We start from the raw sequence: 14,701 nt of genomic DNA on the forward strand, positions 1-14,701 counted from the left end.
GGAGGGCGTTTTCGGCCATCTCCGTGGCTCTCAGCGGGCCGTTGCTGGTCATGGTCAGTAGCAGCACTTGGAGCAGTGCGGCGCTGGCTCGGCGAGGACGTTGGAGGCGGCGACGGCGAGGGTTGCCCACACCTGCGCCTTGGCGGTTAGGCCCTCGCCGATGTCCTCAAGGGCCTGCGCCTTGAACGCCTCGTACTCCCTGTAGGCGCGGCTCCATCGCTTGTTGAGGGGCGGCAGATCCTGCTGGTCGGGGTTGCTCATCAGGCGGTCACCTTCATCGCGTTGTAGGTGGGGCACCAGTCGTCGTGGTGGACGGTGATGGCGTGCACGTTCGCCCCGTAGGCGTCCGCGCGGATGGTCTGGTAGGCGTTGCAGGTGTCGCACCCGCCGGAGATGCGTGCGCCGTCCTGGGCGCGGATCAGCAGCGAGAGGGCGGGGGTGCGGCGGAGCTTCTTCCGGTTGCTCACGGCGCCTCCTTCAAGGCCTGGGGGTGGACTTCGTAGCGCTCGCTCGGGCGGCCGGGGCCGCGGTGCTCGGGCGGCGCCGCGAGCCGCACCCATCCGAGGTCTTCCAGGTCGGCGATGGCCTGCCGGATGGCCTCGGTGTCGTCCGCCCACCTCTGGCCCGACAGGTCCCGCCATGCCTGCCGCACGGTGAAGCTGGCGGGCTTCTTCTTGTGGATCCAGCGCAGGACGGCGCGGGCCGGCTCCAGCGGGCTCCGCCGCCCGGTCATCAGGTCGAACGCTGCTTGCGCGTGCGAGATCAGGTAGGGGGCGAGGTCCACCGCTTCCCGCATCGCCGTCTCGTCCACCTCGTCGGCGGCCGGGTCGGTGAACAGGGTGAACAGGGCCGCGACGCGCACCAGCTGGCCGGGCAGCTTGTTCGACCAGTCCGCGATGCCGGCGAGGTCGCCATGCTCGGGGTGCAGTCGGGGTTCCAGCTCCTGCCGGAAGGCGTTGAGCACTGCGCGGGCCGGTTCGGTGAGCTTCATGTCGACCGTCTCGGCGGTGGCGTGAACTCGCCGGGCCAGCTCCTGCACGGCGTCCGCGTAGGCCTGGGCGACCGGCTCCGGCAGCGGCGCGGGGTCGACGTTGCGGGTGCCAACTAGGGAGTCAGGCAGCGCGTACAGGAACCGCGCCAGCAGACCGGAGCCGCGGAAGCTCTTGGCCTCGGCGAGGGTGGCGAGGATGTCCGGCTGCACCGCGAGGCCGATGGACAGGACTGGCTCGGTGAGCGTGATGGTTTCCCGCGAGATCCGGTCGACCCGGCAGAAGTCACCGGACCAGGACTTGAGCACCAGATCCAGGTTGGGGATGCCGCTGGAGTACCGGCCGGCGAGGGTGGAGAAGAGACCGCCCTCGGCGGACAGCACGCCGAGCCGGCCGCCCTGCTCGGCCATGAGTCGGGCCATGGCTTCCGGGGTGGAGTCGTCGGCGAGCAACCGCGGCAGGGCCGGGACGACCGTTTCCTCCAGGTCCGCGACCGCGCCCTCCAGCTCGGCGATGCCTGTCGCCGAGGTGTCGCCCTTGCGCTTGAGCTTCTCCACCGCAGCGGCGCGCAAGTCCCGTAGGGCGCGCTGCCTGGCCACCTCCGGCGCCATCTGCTCGGCGAGTTCGCTCTCCACCTCCATGAGGGGGCGGGACAGTGCGGCCATGACGGGCGACTTGCGCTCGCCGGAGGGGACGGCGGCGGCGGTGTAGAGGGCCAGGACCTCGGTCCAGTCGGGGGCAACTCGGACGCGTCTGCGACCCCCGATAGAGGCTGCCAATATTGCCAAAACCAGGAGTAGCGGCAGGGCGCGCGGCACCTGGTACGCCTCGGCGACGGCGTCGACCATGCGCCAGAGCCGGGCAGGCTGGCGGCCGTCGGACGCCGGTAGCGGGGTTTTGGCATTTTTGGCGATGCGTTCCGGGGTTCCCCAACCGACGGCCGCGAGCCAGCCTGCGGGGTCGCAGAACTCGCACTCAGCGGTGCGGCAGGGCTTGGAGGGGGTGCAGCTCATGCCGGCGTCTCCTTCCGGGCGATGCCGACGCCGGCGACCAGCCAGCGGATGACCTTCCGGGGCTCCAGCGGCTTCACGCCGAGTGCCTCGGTGATCTCGTTGGCGATGGCCTGCTCAGCGGCGGCGTAGCCGTCCGCGTAACCCTCGGCGTACTGGTGCCGGCCTTCCCATTCGGCCTGTTCGTGCCAGGCGGCGGGGAGACGCGTAGAGTGACTACCGGTCTCGCCGACCTGCTCCGCCGCCTCGGACTTCGCCGGTCCGGGGCGGTTCTGTGTCTGGGTCATCTCAGGCAGCCACCTTTGACTGCTCATCGAGCCACTTCTCGACGTCGGGCCACCGGTACCGCAGGTGGCGGCCGACCTTTGACGCGCGGGGACCGATGCCGCGGTGCCGCCACTGATAGAGCGTGGCCACCGGAACGGTCAGGTACTCGCTCACCTCTTCCGGGGTTGCGAGTCTGCGACTGTCGCCCACCGTTGTGCTCCTATCGCGCAAGTTCGTGAGTTGACAGCATCTTGTGCCGGTTCTTGCTCTGTGTCAAGTTCACTCGCTAATGTGCTCTCGTGACACAGACATCAGCGACGCCTCACCGCGTCATCGCCGATCGCGTCCGGGAGCTGCGCAAGGGCCGGGGGTGGTCCGCTCAGCGGCTTGCGGAGGAACTGGCTCGGGTGGGTACGCCCTGGGATCGGTCGGTCGTTGCCAACCTCGAGAACGGCCGCCGTGCGAGCGTCAGCGTTGAAGAGCTGTTCGCGCTGGCCTACGTGCTCGACGTGGCGCCGGTCAACCTGATGGTGCCGACGGAGCAGGACCCGCCCCCCTACGCCCCAACGCCCGGCCTGGCCATCTCCGCCGAGGATGCACGGGAGTGGATCCGCGGTCGGAAGCCGGTCGGCGAGCAGGACATGGACACCTACTTCAGCAAGATCGCCGGAAGCGACTTCAGCTCCATCTACGGCGCACTGAAGGCGGCCCACGAGCGGCGCGCTAAGGAGCGAGATGGCGAGCGTTGACAAGCGCGACGACGGGCGCCCGCGGCCATGGCTGGTGCGCTGGCGGGACGAGGCGGGCGCGCAGCGGAAGAAGTCGTTCGCGCGGAAAGTTGACGCCGACAAGTTCCGCGCCGAGGTCGAGCACAGCCTGAACGTGGGGACGTACGTCGACCCGGCCGCCGGTCGGAAGTCGTTCCGCGAGTACGCCGAGGCGTGGCGCCTGGCGCAGCCTCACCGGCCGAACACGGCCGCCCGTACGCTCTCCCAGCTCGGGAAGCACGTCTACCCGGTGCTCGGTTCCCGGCCGATGGCTGCGATCCGCCCCAGCGAGCTACAGGCGTTCGTGACGGGGCTGTCGGCGAACCTCTCCCCCGGCTCGGTCCGGACCGTCTACGCGACGGTGCGGGCCATCTTCAAGACGGCGGTGCATGACCGGGTGATCGGCCGCGACCCGGCCGCCGGTGTGAAGATGCCGGAGCGGCCACGCGAGCAGATCGTGCCGCTGACCGTCGAGCAGGTCGACCAACTGGCGGCGGCGATGCCGGGCCGGCATCGCGCCCTGGTGGTCGTCGCCGCGGCGACCGGGCTGCGGCAGGGTGAGCTGTTCGGCTTGCAGGTGCCCGATGTCGACTTCCTCCGCCGGACGGTCACCGTAGAGCGGCAGGTGCAGCCGACGCCCGGCGGCGGCGTGGTGGTCGGGCCGTTGAAGAACCGGGCGAGCTACCGGACGGTGCCGGTCGGCAGGGTGGTCACCGAGACGCTGGCCGCGCACCTGGCGGCGTACCCGGCGGCCGAGCCGGACCGGTTCGTCTTCACCAGTGCGGCCGGCGTGCCGCTGGCGCGGAGCGGGTTCAACGCCTCGGTCTGGCGGAAGGCCACCGAGGCGGCCGGGCTTTCGGGCGTCGGGATGCACGACCTACGGCACTTCTTCGCGTCGGCACTGATCCGAGCCGGGCTCAACCCGAAGGTGGTTGCCACCCGGCTCGGCCACGCCAACGCCGCGATGACCCTGAATACGTACAGTCACCTCTGGCCGGACGATGAGGACCGGACCCGGCAGGCTATCGACGACCTGCTCGGACCTGATGTGCCCCAGATGCGCCCCACGAAGGAAGCGTGATCTCCGTTGTCGCAGGTAGAGCGGCTGCTGATCTCTCTGGGGCCTATTTGGCGTTGAAGTAGCTCGCCTCCGGGTGGTGGACCACGATCGCGTCGGTGGCCTGCTCCGGGACCAGCTGGAACTCCTCCGACAGCTGCACACCGATGCGCTCCGCGCCGAGCAGGTCGACCATCTTCGCCCGGTCCTCCAGGTCGGGGCAGGCCGGGTAGCCGAACGCGTAGCGGCAGCCCCGGTAGTCGGTGCGCAGCAGGCCGGCCAGGTCGGCCGGGTCGTCGTCGGCCACCGTACGGCCGCCGGGCAGGGCCAGCTCGCTGCGGACCCGCCGGTGCCAGTACTCGGCGAGCGCCTCGGTGAGCTGCACGGACAGCCCGTGCACCTCCAGATAGTCGCGGTACTCGTTGCGGGCGAACAGCTTCGCGGTGTACTCGCTGATCGGCTGACCCACCGTGACCAGCTGCAGGGCCACCACGTCCAGCTCCTCACCGCGGGGGCGGAAGAAGTCGGCCAGGCAGAGCCGGCGCTCCTGCCGCTGGCGGGGGAACGAGAACCGGGCCCGCTCACTCTGCCCGTTCTCGTCCAGCACCACCAGGTCGTTGCCCTCGCTGTACGCGGGGAAGTAGCCGTACACGACGGCCGCTTCGAGCACCTGGTCGGAGATGAGCCGGTCCAGCCAGTACCGCAGCCGCGGCCGCCCCTCGGTCTCCACCAGCTCCTCGTACGACGGGCCCTGCCCACCGCGCGAGCCGCGCAGCCCCCACTGGCCGAGGAACGTGGCCCGCTCGTCGAGCAGCGCGGCATAGTCGGCGAGGGGTACGCCCTTGACGACCCGGGTGCCGAAGAACGGCGGGGCGGGCACCTCCACGTCCCGGGCGACGTCCGAGCGCACCGAGGCGTCGGTGAGCTCCGGCAGCGCCTCGGTGACCATGGCGCGCTGCCGCTCCCGGCGGGCCCGCCGCGCGGCCAGGGCCGCCTCCCGCTCCGGGTCGACGACCGGCGCGCCGCCCCGCTTGGCGGTCATCACCTTGTCCATCAGGGACAGACCCTCGAAGGCGTCCCGCGCGTAGTGGACCTGCCCGGGGAACATCGACCGCAGGTCGTCCTCGACGTACGCCCGGGTGAGCGCGGCGCCACCGAGCAGGACCGGCCAGCGGTCCGCGACCCCGCGACTGGCCATCTCGGCCAGGTTCTCCTTCATGATGACCGTGCTCTTGACCAGCAGGCCGGACATGCCGATCGCGTCGGCGCGGTGCTCCTCGGCGGCGTCGAGGATCGCGTTGATCGGCTGCTTGATGCCGATGTTCACGACCTCGTAGCCGTTGTTGGACAGGATGATGTCCACCAGGTTCTTGCCGATGTCGTGCACGTCGCCGCGCACGGTCGCCAGCACGATGCGGCCCTTGCCGCCGTCCTCGACGGCCTCCATGTGCGGCTCCAGGTACGCCACGGCGCTCTTCATCACCTCGGCGGACTGGAGCACGAACGGCAGCTGCATCTGGCCGGAGCCGAACAGCTCCCCGACGACCTTCATCCCGTCGAGCAGGATGTCGTTGATGATCGACAGCGGGGAGCGGCCGCCGGCCATCGCCGCGTCCAGGTCGGCCTCCAGGCCGGTGCGCTCACCGTCGATGATGCGCCGCTTGAGCCGCTCGTCCAGCGGCAGCGCGGCCAACTCCTCGGCCCGCCCGGCCCGCGCCGACGCCGCGTCGACGCCCTCGAACAGCTCGATGAACCGCTGCACCGGGTCGTAGCCCTCGCGGCGCCGGTCGTAGACCAGGTCCAGCGCCACCTCACGCTGCTCCTGCGGGATCTTCGACATCGGCAGGATCTTGCTGGCGTGCACGATCGCCGACGTCAGACCGGCCTGGACGCACTCGTGCAGGAACACCGAGTTGAGCACCTGCCGGGCGGCCGGGTTGAGGCCGAAGGAGATGTTCGAGATGCCGAGGGTGAAGTTGACCCCCGGGTAGCGCTGGGCGATCTCCCGGATCGCCTCGATGGTCTCGATGCCGTCGCGGCGGGTCTCCTCCTGGCCGGTGGCGATCGGGAAGGTCAGCGCGTCGATGAGGATGTCCGACCGGTCCAGCCCCCACCGCCCGGTCAGGTCCTCGATCAACCGGACCGCGACGCGGACCTTCCAGTCGCGGGTGCGCGCCTGCCCCTCCTCGTCGATGAGCAGCGCCACCACGGCCGCGCCGTGCTCCTTGACGACCGGCATCACCCGCGCGTACCGGGAGTCGGGGCCGTCGCCGTCCTCGAAGTTCACCGAGTTGACCACGCAGCGGCCGCCGAGCATCTCCAACCCGGCCTCGATGACCGCCGGCTCGGTGGAGTCCAACATGATCGGCAGCGTGGACGCGGTGGCGAACCGGCCCGCCAGTTCCCGCATGTCGCGGGTGCCGTCGCGGCCCACGTAGTCCACGCAGAGGTCCAGCAGGTGCGAGCCGTCCCGGGCCTGGCTGCGGGCGATCTCCACGCACGCCCGCCAGTCCTCGGCGAGCATCGCCTCGCGGAACGCCTTGGAACCGTTGGCGTTGGTCCGCTCCCCCACCATCAGCACCGAGGCGTCCTGGGCGAACGGCACCGGGTGGTAGACCGATGAGACACCGGCCTCGTGCCGGGGCGTACGCGGGGCGGGGCCGGTGCCGTGCAGCCGCTCCGCCAGCACCCGGATGTGCTCCGGCGTGGTGCCGCAGCACCCACCGACGAGCCCGACGCCGTACTCGGTGACGAAGCGCTCCAACGCGTCGGCCAACTCCACCGGGGTGAGCGGGAAGTATGCCCCGTCGGCGGTGAGCACGGGCAGGCCGGCGTTCGGCATCACCGACACCGGGATGCGCGAGTGCTGCGCGAGGTAGCGCAGGTGCTCGCCCATCTCGGCCGGGCCGGTCGAGCAGTTCAGCCCGATCAGGTCCACCCCGAGGGGCTCGATCGCCGCGAGGGCCGCCCCGATCTCGCTGCCCACCAGCATCGTGCCGGTGGTCTCCACGGCGACGTGGCAGATGATCGGCACGACCCGGTCGAGCTCGGCCATCGCCCGCTTCGACCCGACGATCGCCGCCTTGACCTGGAGCAGGTCCTGGCAGGTCTCGATGATCAGCGCGTCCGCACCGCCCTCGATCAGGCCGGCCGCGTTCTCCTGGTACGCGTCCCGCAGCTCCGCGTACGGGGCGTGGCCGAGGGTGGGCAGCTTCGTGCCCGGGCCGATCGAGCCGAGCACGAAACGGGGTCGCTCGGGCGTGCTGTAGGCGTCGGCGGCTTCCCGGGCGAGGCGGGCGCCGGCCTCGGACAGCTCCCGGATCCGGTGCGGGATGTCGTATTCGCCGAGGTTCGGCAGGTTGGCGCCGAACGTGTTCGTCTCCACGCAGTCCGCGCCGGCGGCCAGGTAGGCCTCGTGCACCCCCCGCACCACGTCCGGCCGGGTCACGTTGAGGATCTCGTTGCAGCCCTCAAGCCCGTCGAAGTCGTCCAGGCCGAGGTCGGCGGCCTGCAACATCGTGCCCATCGCCCCATCGGCGATGAGGATCCGATCGGCCAGCACGTCGAGCAAGGAAGTCCGCACGGGTTCAGGTTAGTGCGGCGCCGGCCGGTCGTTCGCCGCGCGACGCGCCTTCCCACATTGTGTCAGCGGGATCACCTTGTCCGGTTGGAGCCCCTCTGGCGGGTTGTCCCGGGGGCCGTCCGGCGCGGCCGACGGGCCCCGTCCCGGCCCGGCACGTAGGCTGACGGACGTGAAGGACTACAGGGACGCCACGGTGCACCGGGGGCGGACGGCCGGGCCCCGCCCCGACGGTGTCCGCCACGAGCAGGGCGAGGTGACGGCGTGACCGAGTTCGACGGGCTGCCGGTGCTGCGGTCTCCGGTGGCCATCGCCGCGTTCGAGGGCTGGAACGACGCCGCGGACGCGTCCACCGCCGCGGTGGAGCATCTGGAGCAGGTCTGGCAGGCCCGGCAGGTCGCCGAGCTCGACCCGGAGGACTTCTACGACTTCCAGGTGAGCCGGCCGACGATCACGATGGCCGAGGGCGAGACCCGCCGGGTCGAGTGGCCGACCACGCGGTTCATGGTGGCGAGCCCCGAGGGCACCGAACGCGACGTGGTGCTGATCCGGGGCATCGAGCCGAGCATGCGCTGGCGCACGTTCTGCGAACAGGTGCTGGAGATCTGCCACAGCCTGGAGGTGGAGCGGGTGGTGCTGCTCGGCGCGCTGCTGGCCGACGTGCCCTACACCCGGCCGTTGCCGATCAGCGGCAGCGCCTCCGACGCCAAGGCCGCCGAGCGCTACCAGCTGACCCCCACCCGCTACGACGGTCCGACCGGCATCGTCGGCGTGCTGCACGACGCGTGCGCCCGCGCCGAAGTCGACGCGGTGTCGTTCTGGGTGCACGTGCCGCACTACGCGAACAACCCGCCGTGCCCGAAGGCGACGCTGGCCCTGCTGCACCGGGTCGAGGAGGTGCTCGACCTGCCGGTGCCGATGGCCGACCTCGCCGAGGAGGCCGCCGAGTGGGAGCAGCGGGTGCGCAACGCCGCCGAGCAGGACGCGGAGCTCGGCGAGTACGTGCGTGAGCTGGAGGAACGGGTCGGCGACGCGGGCATCACCCCGCTGACCGGTGACGAGATCGCCCAGGAGTTCGAGAAGTACCTGCGCCGCCGTGGCGGGTCGGCCGGCCCGACCGCCGGCTCCTGGTAGCGCACTCCCGCTGTCACAACGGGCCCCGGGACGGACACTTCGTCCCGGGGCCCGGTCGTCTCTGCGTGTCGGGGTGGCGCGGGACACACCCTCTACGCCATCCTAGGAACCTAGATGTGATCAAGGAGGCGGGTGTGCAGATCAATCCGGGTGCCGCCGAGTTCCCGCACCGGCAGATCGCCGCACAGCTCAAGGCGCAGGTGCGGCGCGGCGACTGGGGGCCGGGCGAGCGGTTGCCGTCCATCCCCGCCATCGCCGAGATGTTCGGCGTGGCGAAGCAGACCGTGCAGCGCGCCGTCGACCAGCTGCGGGTCGAGGGCATCCTCATCACCAAACCCGGCTCCGGCACGTACGTCCGCGGCACCCGGCGCCGACTCAACCGCCTCGCCCGCGGCCGGTACGGCGGTTTCCGCGGCTACCACACCGACCTCGCCGCCCGGTACCGGCAGCAACTCGTCTCCGTCGGCCGCGCCCCCGCCCCGCCGGAGGTGGCCGACGCGTTCGGCGTGCCCGACGGCACCGACCTGCTGTGCCGCCGCCACCTCGTACGCACCGAGGACTCCCCGGTCGAGGTGGGTGCCTCCTGGTTCCTGCCCGCCGACACGGCCGGCACGTCCCTGGAGCGGACCGAGGCGTTCGGCCGGCCGCTCTACCAGGAGGCCGAGGAGGCCACCGGCCGGCGGTACGTCTCGGCGACCGACACGATCAGCGCCCGCCAGCCCAGCCGGGATGAGGCGGAGACCCTGCAGATCCGCCCGGACACGCCGGTGCTGCACCTGCTGCACGTCGCCTACGACGGGTCGCGCAAGCCGATCGAGGTCGCCCAGGCCACCTGGCCCGGCCCCATGACCACCCTCACGGAGGAGTACCAGATCCCCGCCCCCACCGCGGAACCCGACCCCGACCCCGGCCTGGTCCTGGGCTGAGCGAGGCCACCCGGCCGCCGGCTCTCCAGCGCGCTCAGCGCCCATGGGCGACCTGGTTCCGCAGCGGCTCACCCGCCAGGTAACGGCGTAGTTGCGCGGCCACCAGTCGGTACACGCGCGGCAGCAGCCCCTGCACCTGGGCGCCGACATGCGGCGTGATCAGGACGTTCGGCAGGTGCCACAGCGGGTCGCCGGGCGGCAGGGGTTCCGGATCGGTGACGTCGAGCACCGCAGAGATCCGGCCGGTGGACAGCTCGGCGAACAGGGCCACCGAGTCCACGACCGGGCCACGGGCCGCGTTGACCAGCATCGCGCCGTCCCGCATGGCGGTGAGGAATCGGGCGTCCACCAGCCCACGGGTCTCGGCGGTGAGGGGCACCAGCAGGACCACGATGTCCGCGGCCGGCAGCAGGCGCGGCAGCTCGGTGACCGCACGCACCCCCTCGGCCGGCCGCGCGGTACGCGCGAGGAGCGTCAACTCCACCTCAAACGGCGCCAGCCGGGCGGCCACCGCGGACCCGATCGAGCCGGCACCGATGATCAGCACGCGCTTTCCGGCGAGTTCCTCGGTCGGCAGGTACGGCTCGGTCGTCCAGACTCCCCGGTCCTGAGCGCGCAGGAACGATGGGAAGGCGCGCAGCTGCGACAGGATCCCGGTGACCACCCACTCCGCGGTGGATGAGTCGTGCAGCCCGCGGCCGTTGCACAGGGTCACCCCTGCCGGCATCCGGTCGACCCAGGCTTCCGCCCCGGCGCTCGGCAGTTGCACCACCCGAAGGTCCGGCATCGCGCTGAGGAGGTGCCGCGCGTCAGGCTGGCCGAGAAACGTGGGCAGCCAGAACTCGACTCCGTCGGGCGACGACGGGAGCTTCTCCGGGTCGTCCGCGACCTCGACGACGACGCTGTCCGGCAATTCGCCGAGAAGCGGAATGCCGGTCTTATGGGGGATCCACACCTTCACGTCGCGCAACGGTAGCCAATTCAGGCCGCTCGATACCCGTCCCGAAGATCAAATGTGCTGGTCAACACCGTTCGACGGGTGAACCGAGTGTCAGGTGCGGAGCCGGGCCTCAGAGGCGTACGCCGAGCAGGGCGTCCACCGTGTCGGTGAAGAGCGCCGGGGCCGCCGGGTCGTCGCTCCCGTCGGCGAGGGCCGCCTCGGCCCAGTCGTCGAGGATCGCCAGGGCGCCCGGGGTGTCGAGGTCGTCGGCCAGCCGTGCGCGTACGCCGGCCAGCAGCTCCATCCCCGACGGCCCGGCGGGCGCGGCGGCGGCCCGCCGCCACCGGGCCAGCCGCTCCTGCGCCGCGGTCAGCAGCTCGTCGGTCCAGGAGCGGTCGCTGCGGTAGTGCCCGGCCAGCAGGGCGAGCCGGATCGCCATCGGGTCGACCTTGTCGGCGCGCAGCCGGGACACGAAGACGAGGTTGCCCCGGGACTTGGACATCTTCTCGCCGTCCAGGCCGATCATGCCGGCGTGGACGTAGTGCCGCGCGAACGGCGCCTCACCGGTCAGCCGCTCGGCGTGGGCCGCGGAGTCCTCGTGGTGGGGGAAGAGCAGGTCGTTGCCGCCGCCCTGCACGTCGATCGTGTCGCCGAGCAGGTTGAGCGCGATGACCGCGCACTCGATGTGCCAGCCGGGCCGGCCCGTCCCCAGGTCCCCGCCGGGCCAAGACGGCTCGCCCTCGCGGGCGCCCCGCCACAGCAGCGGGTCGAGCGGGTCGCGCTTGCCCGCGCGGTCCGGGTCGCCGCCGCGCTCCGGGAAGATCTTCAGCATCTCCTCGCGGCTCAGGTTGGACTCGTAGCCGAACCGGGGCGCGGTGGAGACGTCGAAGTAGACGTCGCCGGTGCCGTCGTCGAGCTGGTAGGCGGAGCCGTCCTTGAGCATCTGCTGGACCTTGTCGGCGATGTCCGGGATCGACTCGACAGCGCCCACGTAGTGCTGCGGCGGGATGATCCGCAGCGCCTCCATGTCCTCGCGGAACAGCGCCGTCTCCCGCATCGCGAGGACCACCCAGTCCTCGCCGTCGCGCGCCGCCCGCTCCAGCAGCGGGTCGTCGATGTCGGTGACGTTCTGCACGTAGTGGACCGGCCGCCCGGCGTCACGCCACATCCGCTGCACCAGGTCAAACGTGATCATGGTGGCGGCGTGACCGAGGTGGGTCGCGTCGTACGGGGTGATGCCGCAGACGTACATCTTCGCCGCATCCGTCGGATCGCTCGGGTGGACACCCTGTCGCGCCGAGTCGTACAACGCCAGTGGGCTGCCCTTGCCGGGCAGCCGCGGCACCTCGTGTCCCGCCCACGCTTCCATGACCGCCAGCCTAACGAGCCGTACGACGACACGAGGCCGGGCCCACGAGTGATCAACATGACAGCCGGGGCCGCGCCGCCCACCGATCAGGTCACATCGGCGGCCAGGGCACCGCCGGCCACTCCTGCGGCGGCAGCGGGAAGCGGCCGGTCTCCCGCAGCCGGTCGACACGGGCGGCCAGCTCGGCGATCTCGCTGATCGTCAGGTGGTCGGCGAGCTCCGCGCCCAGCGGGCCGGCGACCTGCCCGGCCAGCCCGTCGAGCATCTCCACGGCGTCGGGCGGCAGCTGACGGCCGGCCCAGCCCCACAACACCGTCCGGAGCTTCTCCTCCACGTGGAAGGTGACGCCGTGGTCGACGCCGTAGATCCGGTCGTCCGGGCCGATCAGCACGTGCCCGCCCTTGCGGTCGGCGTTGTTGATCACCGCGTCGAGCACCGCGAGCCGGGCCAGGCGGGGGTCGTCGGCGTGCGCCAGCGCGTAGGGGGTGCCGTCGTCGTCCCGCGCCGCCGCGATCGGGAACCAGCGGGGCGGCAGCTCGTCGGCCGGGACGAACCCGACCAGCGGCTCGCCGTCGTCCGGCTCGTCGATCCACAGCTGGCAGGAGCCCGGCCCGAGCGGGCCGTCGCGCAGCACGGTCGGCGGCACCAGGTCCCAACCGGTCGCCGCCGAGACCAGGTAGGCCGACACCTCTCGCCCGGCGAGCGTGCCGTCCGGGAAGTCCCACAGCGGCCGCTCGCCGCGCACCGGCTTGTAGACGCAGCGGGCGGTCATCCCGTCCAGCGTCAGCACCCCGCGCAGTGTGGTGTTGGACGCGTCGACCAGCCGACCTTCCAGCTCCAGGTCACCGTCGCGGAGCAACCGGAGCGCGGCGCTGCCGTCCTGGCGGGGTTGGATGCCGGACGAGGTCACCGGTGGTAACCGTTGTGCCGCGGGCAGAGGTGCCCGGCGGGGTCGAGCGGTTGGCCGCAGAGCGGGCAGGGCGGACGGCCGGCGTTGACCACCCGGCGGGCCCGCTCGATGAACTCGCGGGTCGCCTGCGGGGTCAGCCGGACGCGCAGCCGGTCGAGGTCCTCGTCCGGCTCGTCGTCGTCCTCGTCCTCGTCCTCGTCGTCCAGCTCGACCTCGGCCTCCGCCTCACCGGCGGCGATCGCCTCGATCACCACGGTGGCGGAGTCGACGTCGAAGGCGAGCCCGAGGGTGCCGACCCGGAACTCCTCGTCGACCGGTGTGTCCAGCGGCTCGTTGTCACCCGCCGCGACCGGCGCCTCGGGCAACTCCACCCCGAACCGGCGCTGCGCCTCGGTGAGCAGCTCCTCGAGCTTCTCGGCGAGCAACGAGACCTGAACCTTCTCCAGCGCGACGCTGACCAGCCGGCCACCGCCGCGCGCCTGGAGGAAGAACGTGCGCTCCCCCGGCGGCCCGACGGTCCCGGCGACGAACCGCTCCGGCGGCTCGAAGGCGTGCACCTGGTGGGTCATACCCACGACCCTATCCGGCCCGCCGAGGCGCCGCGCACCCCACCGACCCGAATCGCGCCCGGGCGGCGGCCCCCGGTGTAGCGGGGCTCACGACACCGCAGGTGGGGTGGTTCCCCGGGCCCGGGGCGGCGTCAGGCGGTGGCCCCGGCACCGCCGCCCACGGCGGCGTCCGAGTCGGCCGGTCGGGCCGGCCGCCGACGCCGCTTGCGCGCCGGCGGGACCAGGCCCGCCAGGTCGCCGCCGGTGTCGTTCAACCGGACCAGGAACGGGCGCAGCGGCGTGTAGCGGATCGCGGTCACCGACGCCGGGTCCGCGACGATCCGCTGAAAAAGATCAAGGTGTACGCCGAGCGCGTCCGCCACGATGGCCTTGATCACATCGCCGTGGCTGCACGCCAACCAGATCGCCTCCGGGCCGTGCTCGGCGGTGATCCGGGCGTCCCAGGAGCGGACGGCCGCGACCGCCCGGGCGGCCATCGCCGCCATCGACTCCCCGTCCGGGAAGACGGCCGCGCTGGGATGCTGCTGGACCACCGGCCAGAGCGGCTCCTTGGCCAGCTTCTTCAGCGGCTGCCCCTCCCAGCTGCCGTAGCCGCACTCGATCAGCCCCTCCTCGACCACCGGGGCGGCCTCGGGCAGCGCCAGCTCCAGGGTCTGCCGGCAGCGGATCAGCGGGCTCGTGACGACCGCGGCCAGCGGCAGCGCCCGCAGCCGTACGCCCACCGCCGCGGCCTGCGCCCGACCGGTCTCGTCCAGCTCGACCGGTTGCCGGCCGGCCAGCCCGCCGTCGGCGTTCGCGGTCGTCCGGCCGTGTCGCAGAAGCAGAAGGGTCGCCACGGTCCCCACCCTAGGGCCTCGCCGGCCGGTGCGACCGGCCCGCCCGTCGGGCGCGCCACCGGCCCGGTCCCGGGCACCCGGCGAGGGCATGATCGGCTTCTCCGGCGCCGACGGATGTATGGGCTCGGGGCCGGTCCGGCCCGTATGCGATGTGTCGGCGTCGGCATGTCAGGCCGCATCGCGGCCCATGGGGTCCGAGCCGCATCGCGGCCTATCGGGTCCGAGCCGCATCGCGGCCTATCGGGTCCGAGCCTGTCAAGCTGCCCCAGATCTGGGACGGACCCCGATTCGGGGTGTCATTCGTGTCGTTGCCGGCCTCGGTGTTCGGCCACCCCGAGATCGCATCC

Annotated in this window: 15 protein-coding genes; 4 read left to right on the forward strand and 11 right to left on the reverse strand. The window is 72.0% G+C overall.

Going from position 1 to position 14,701, the window contains the following annotated elements; translation table 11 throughout:
* Positions 1-54 precede the first annotated feature (54 nt).
* Genes ACIBTV_RS21305 through ACIBTV_RS21325 form a run of 5 tightly spaced genes read right to left on the reverse strand, consistent with a single transcriptional unit; the run spans position 55 to position 2,476 of the window.
* Positions 55-261, reverse strand: a complete 207-nt coding sequence (locus tag ACIBTV_RS21305; protein WP_396707332.1) for a hypothetical protein — start codon at positions 259-261, stop codon at positions 55-57.
* A complete protein-coding gene (locus tag ACIBTV_RS21310; RefSeq protein ID WP_396707334.1) occupies positions 261-467 on the reverse strand; it encodes a hypothetical protein in 207 nt (68 codons plus the stop codon). The genes ACIBTV_RS21305 and ACIBTV_RS21310 overlap by 1 nt, the downstream gene beginning before the upstream one ends.
* Positions 464-2,002: a YfjI family protein gene (locus tag ACIBTV_RS21315; RefSeq protein WP_396707336.1), complete on the reverse strand. Its 1,539-nt coding sequence runs from the start codon at positions 2,000-2,002 to the stop codon at positions 464-466. Before ACIBTV_RS21315 ends, ACIBTV_RS21310 begins: the two co-directional genes overlap by 4 nt.
* Complete coding sequence (locus ACIBTV_RS21320; protein WP_396707338.1) at positions 1,999-2,286, reverse strand: hypothetical protein; 288 nt, start codon at positions 2,284-2,286, stop codon at positions 1,999-2,001. The genes ACIBTV_RS21315 and ACIBTV_RS21320 overlap by 4 nt, the downstream gene beginning before the upstream one ends.
* A 1-nt stretch (position 2,287) precedes the next feature.
* A complete protein-coding gene (locus ACIBTV_RS21325) occupies positions 2,288-2,476 on the reverse strand; it encodes a helix-turn-helix transcriptional regulator (RefSeq protein WP_396707340.1) in 189 nt (62 codons plus the stop codon).
* Positions 2,477-2,565: 89 nt separating this feature from the next.
* On the opposite strand from ACIBTV_RS21325, the gene ACIBTV_RS21330 reads away from it, so the two are divergent.
* Positions 2,566-3,015 (forward strand): helix-turn-helix domain-containing protein, encoded by a 450-nt coding sequence (locus ACIBTV_RS21330; RefSeq protein ID WP_396707342.1) that lies wholly within the window; start codon positions 2,566-2,568, stop codon positions 3,013-3,015.
* Positions 3,002-4,114 (forward strand): tyrosine-type recombinase/integrase, encoded by a 1,113-nt coding sequence (locus tag ACIBTV_RS21335; protein ID WP_396707344.1) that lies wholly within the window; start codon positions 3,002-3,004, stop codon positions 4,112-4,114. Before ACIBTV_RS21330 ends, ACIBTV_RS21335 begins: the two co-directional genes overlap by 14 nt.
* Positions 4,115-4,157: 43 nt before the next feature.
* Here ACIBTV_RS21335 and metH read toward each other — a convergent pair whose 3' ends face one another.
* The gene (gene metH, locus ACIBTV_RS21340; RefSeq protein WP_396707346.1) at positions 4,158-7,673 is read right to left on the reverse strand and encodes a methionine synthase; all 3,516 of its coding nucleotides are present in this window, start codon (positions 7,671-7,673) and stop codon (positions 4,158-4,160) included.
* Positions 7,674-7,934: 261 nt separating this feature from the next.
* On the opposite strand from metH, the gene ACIBTV_RS21345 reads away from it, so the two are divergent.
* Positions 7,935-8,804 (forward strand): PAC2 family protein, encoded by an 870-nt coding sequence (locus ACIBTV_RS21345; protein WP_396707348.1) that lies wholly within the window; start codon positions 7,935-7,937, stop codon positions 8,802-8,804.
* A gap of 134 nt (positions 8,805-8,938) precedes the next feature.
* Positions 8,939-9,730, forward strand: a complete 792-nt coding sequence (locus ACIBTV_RS21350) for a GntR family transcriptional regulator (RefSeq protein WP_396707350.1) — start codon at positions 8,939-8,941, stop codon at positions 9,728-9,730.
* 34 nt (positions 9,731-9,764) lie between these two features.
* Here the strand turns inward: ACIBTV_RS21350 and ACIBTV_RS21355 are convergent, their stop codons facing one another.
* From ACIBTV_RS21355 to ACIBTV_RS21375, 5 genes are all read right to left on the reverse strand, one after another.
* On the reverse strand, positions 9,765-10,691 hold the full coding sequence (locus tag ACIBTV_RS21355; protein ID WP_396707352.1) for a 2-hydroxyacid dehydrogenase: 927 nt from the start codon (positions 10,689-10,691) through the stop codon (positions 9,765-9,767).
* A gap of 109 nt (positions 10,692-10,800) precedes the next feature.
* Positions 10,801-12,039 (reverse strand): cysteine--1-D-myo-inosityl 2-amino-2-deoxy-alpha-D-glucopyranoside ligase, encoded by a 1,239-nt coding sequence (gene mshC / locus ACIBTV_RS21360; protein WP_396707354.1) that lies wholly within the window; start codon positions 12,037-12,039, stop codon positions 10,801-10,803.
* Positions 12,040-12,130: 91 nt separating this feature from the next.
* Positions 12,131-12,949: an SCO1664 family protein gene (locus ACIBTV_RS21365; protein WP_396707356.1), complete on the reverse strand. Its 819-nt coding sequence runs from the start codon at positions 12,947-12,949 to the stop codon at positions 12,131-12,133.
* Positions 12,946-13,518, reverse strand: coding sequence for a DUF3090 domain-containing protein (locus tag ACIBTV_RS21370; RefSeq protein ID WP_396707357.1), 573 nt, complete (start codon positions 13,516-13,518; stop codon positions 12,946-12,948). Before ACIBTV_RS21370 ends, ACIBTV_RS21365 begins: the two co-directional genes overlap by 4 nt.
* A 131-nt stretch (positions 13,519-13,649) precedes the next feature.
* Complete coding sequence (locus ACIBTV_RS21375; protein ID WP_396707359.1) at positions 13,650-14,363, reverse strand: MSMEG_4193 family putative phosphomutase; 714 nt, start codon at positions 14,361-14,363, stop codon at positions 13,650-13,652.
* Positions 14,364-14,701 lie beyond the last annotated feature (338 nt).

Source organism: Micromonospora sp. NPDC049366, from assembly GCF_044466625.1.
Classification (GTDB): Bacteria; Actinomycetota; Actinomycetes; order Mycobacteriales; family Micromonosporaceae; genus Micromonospora.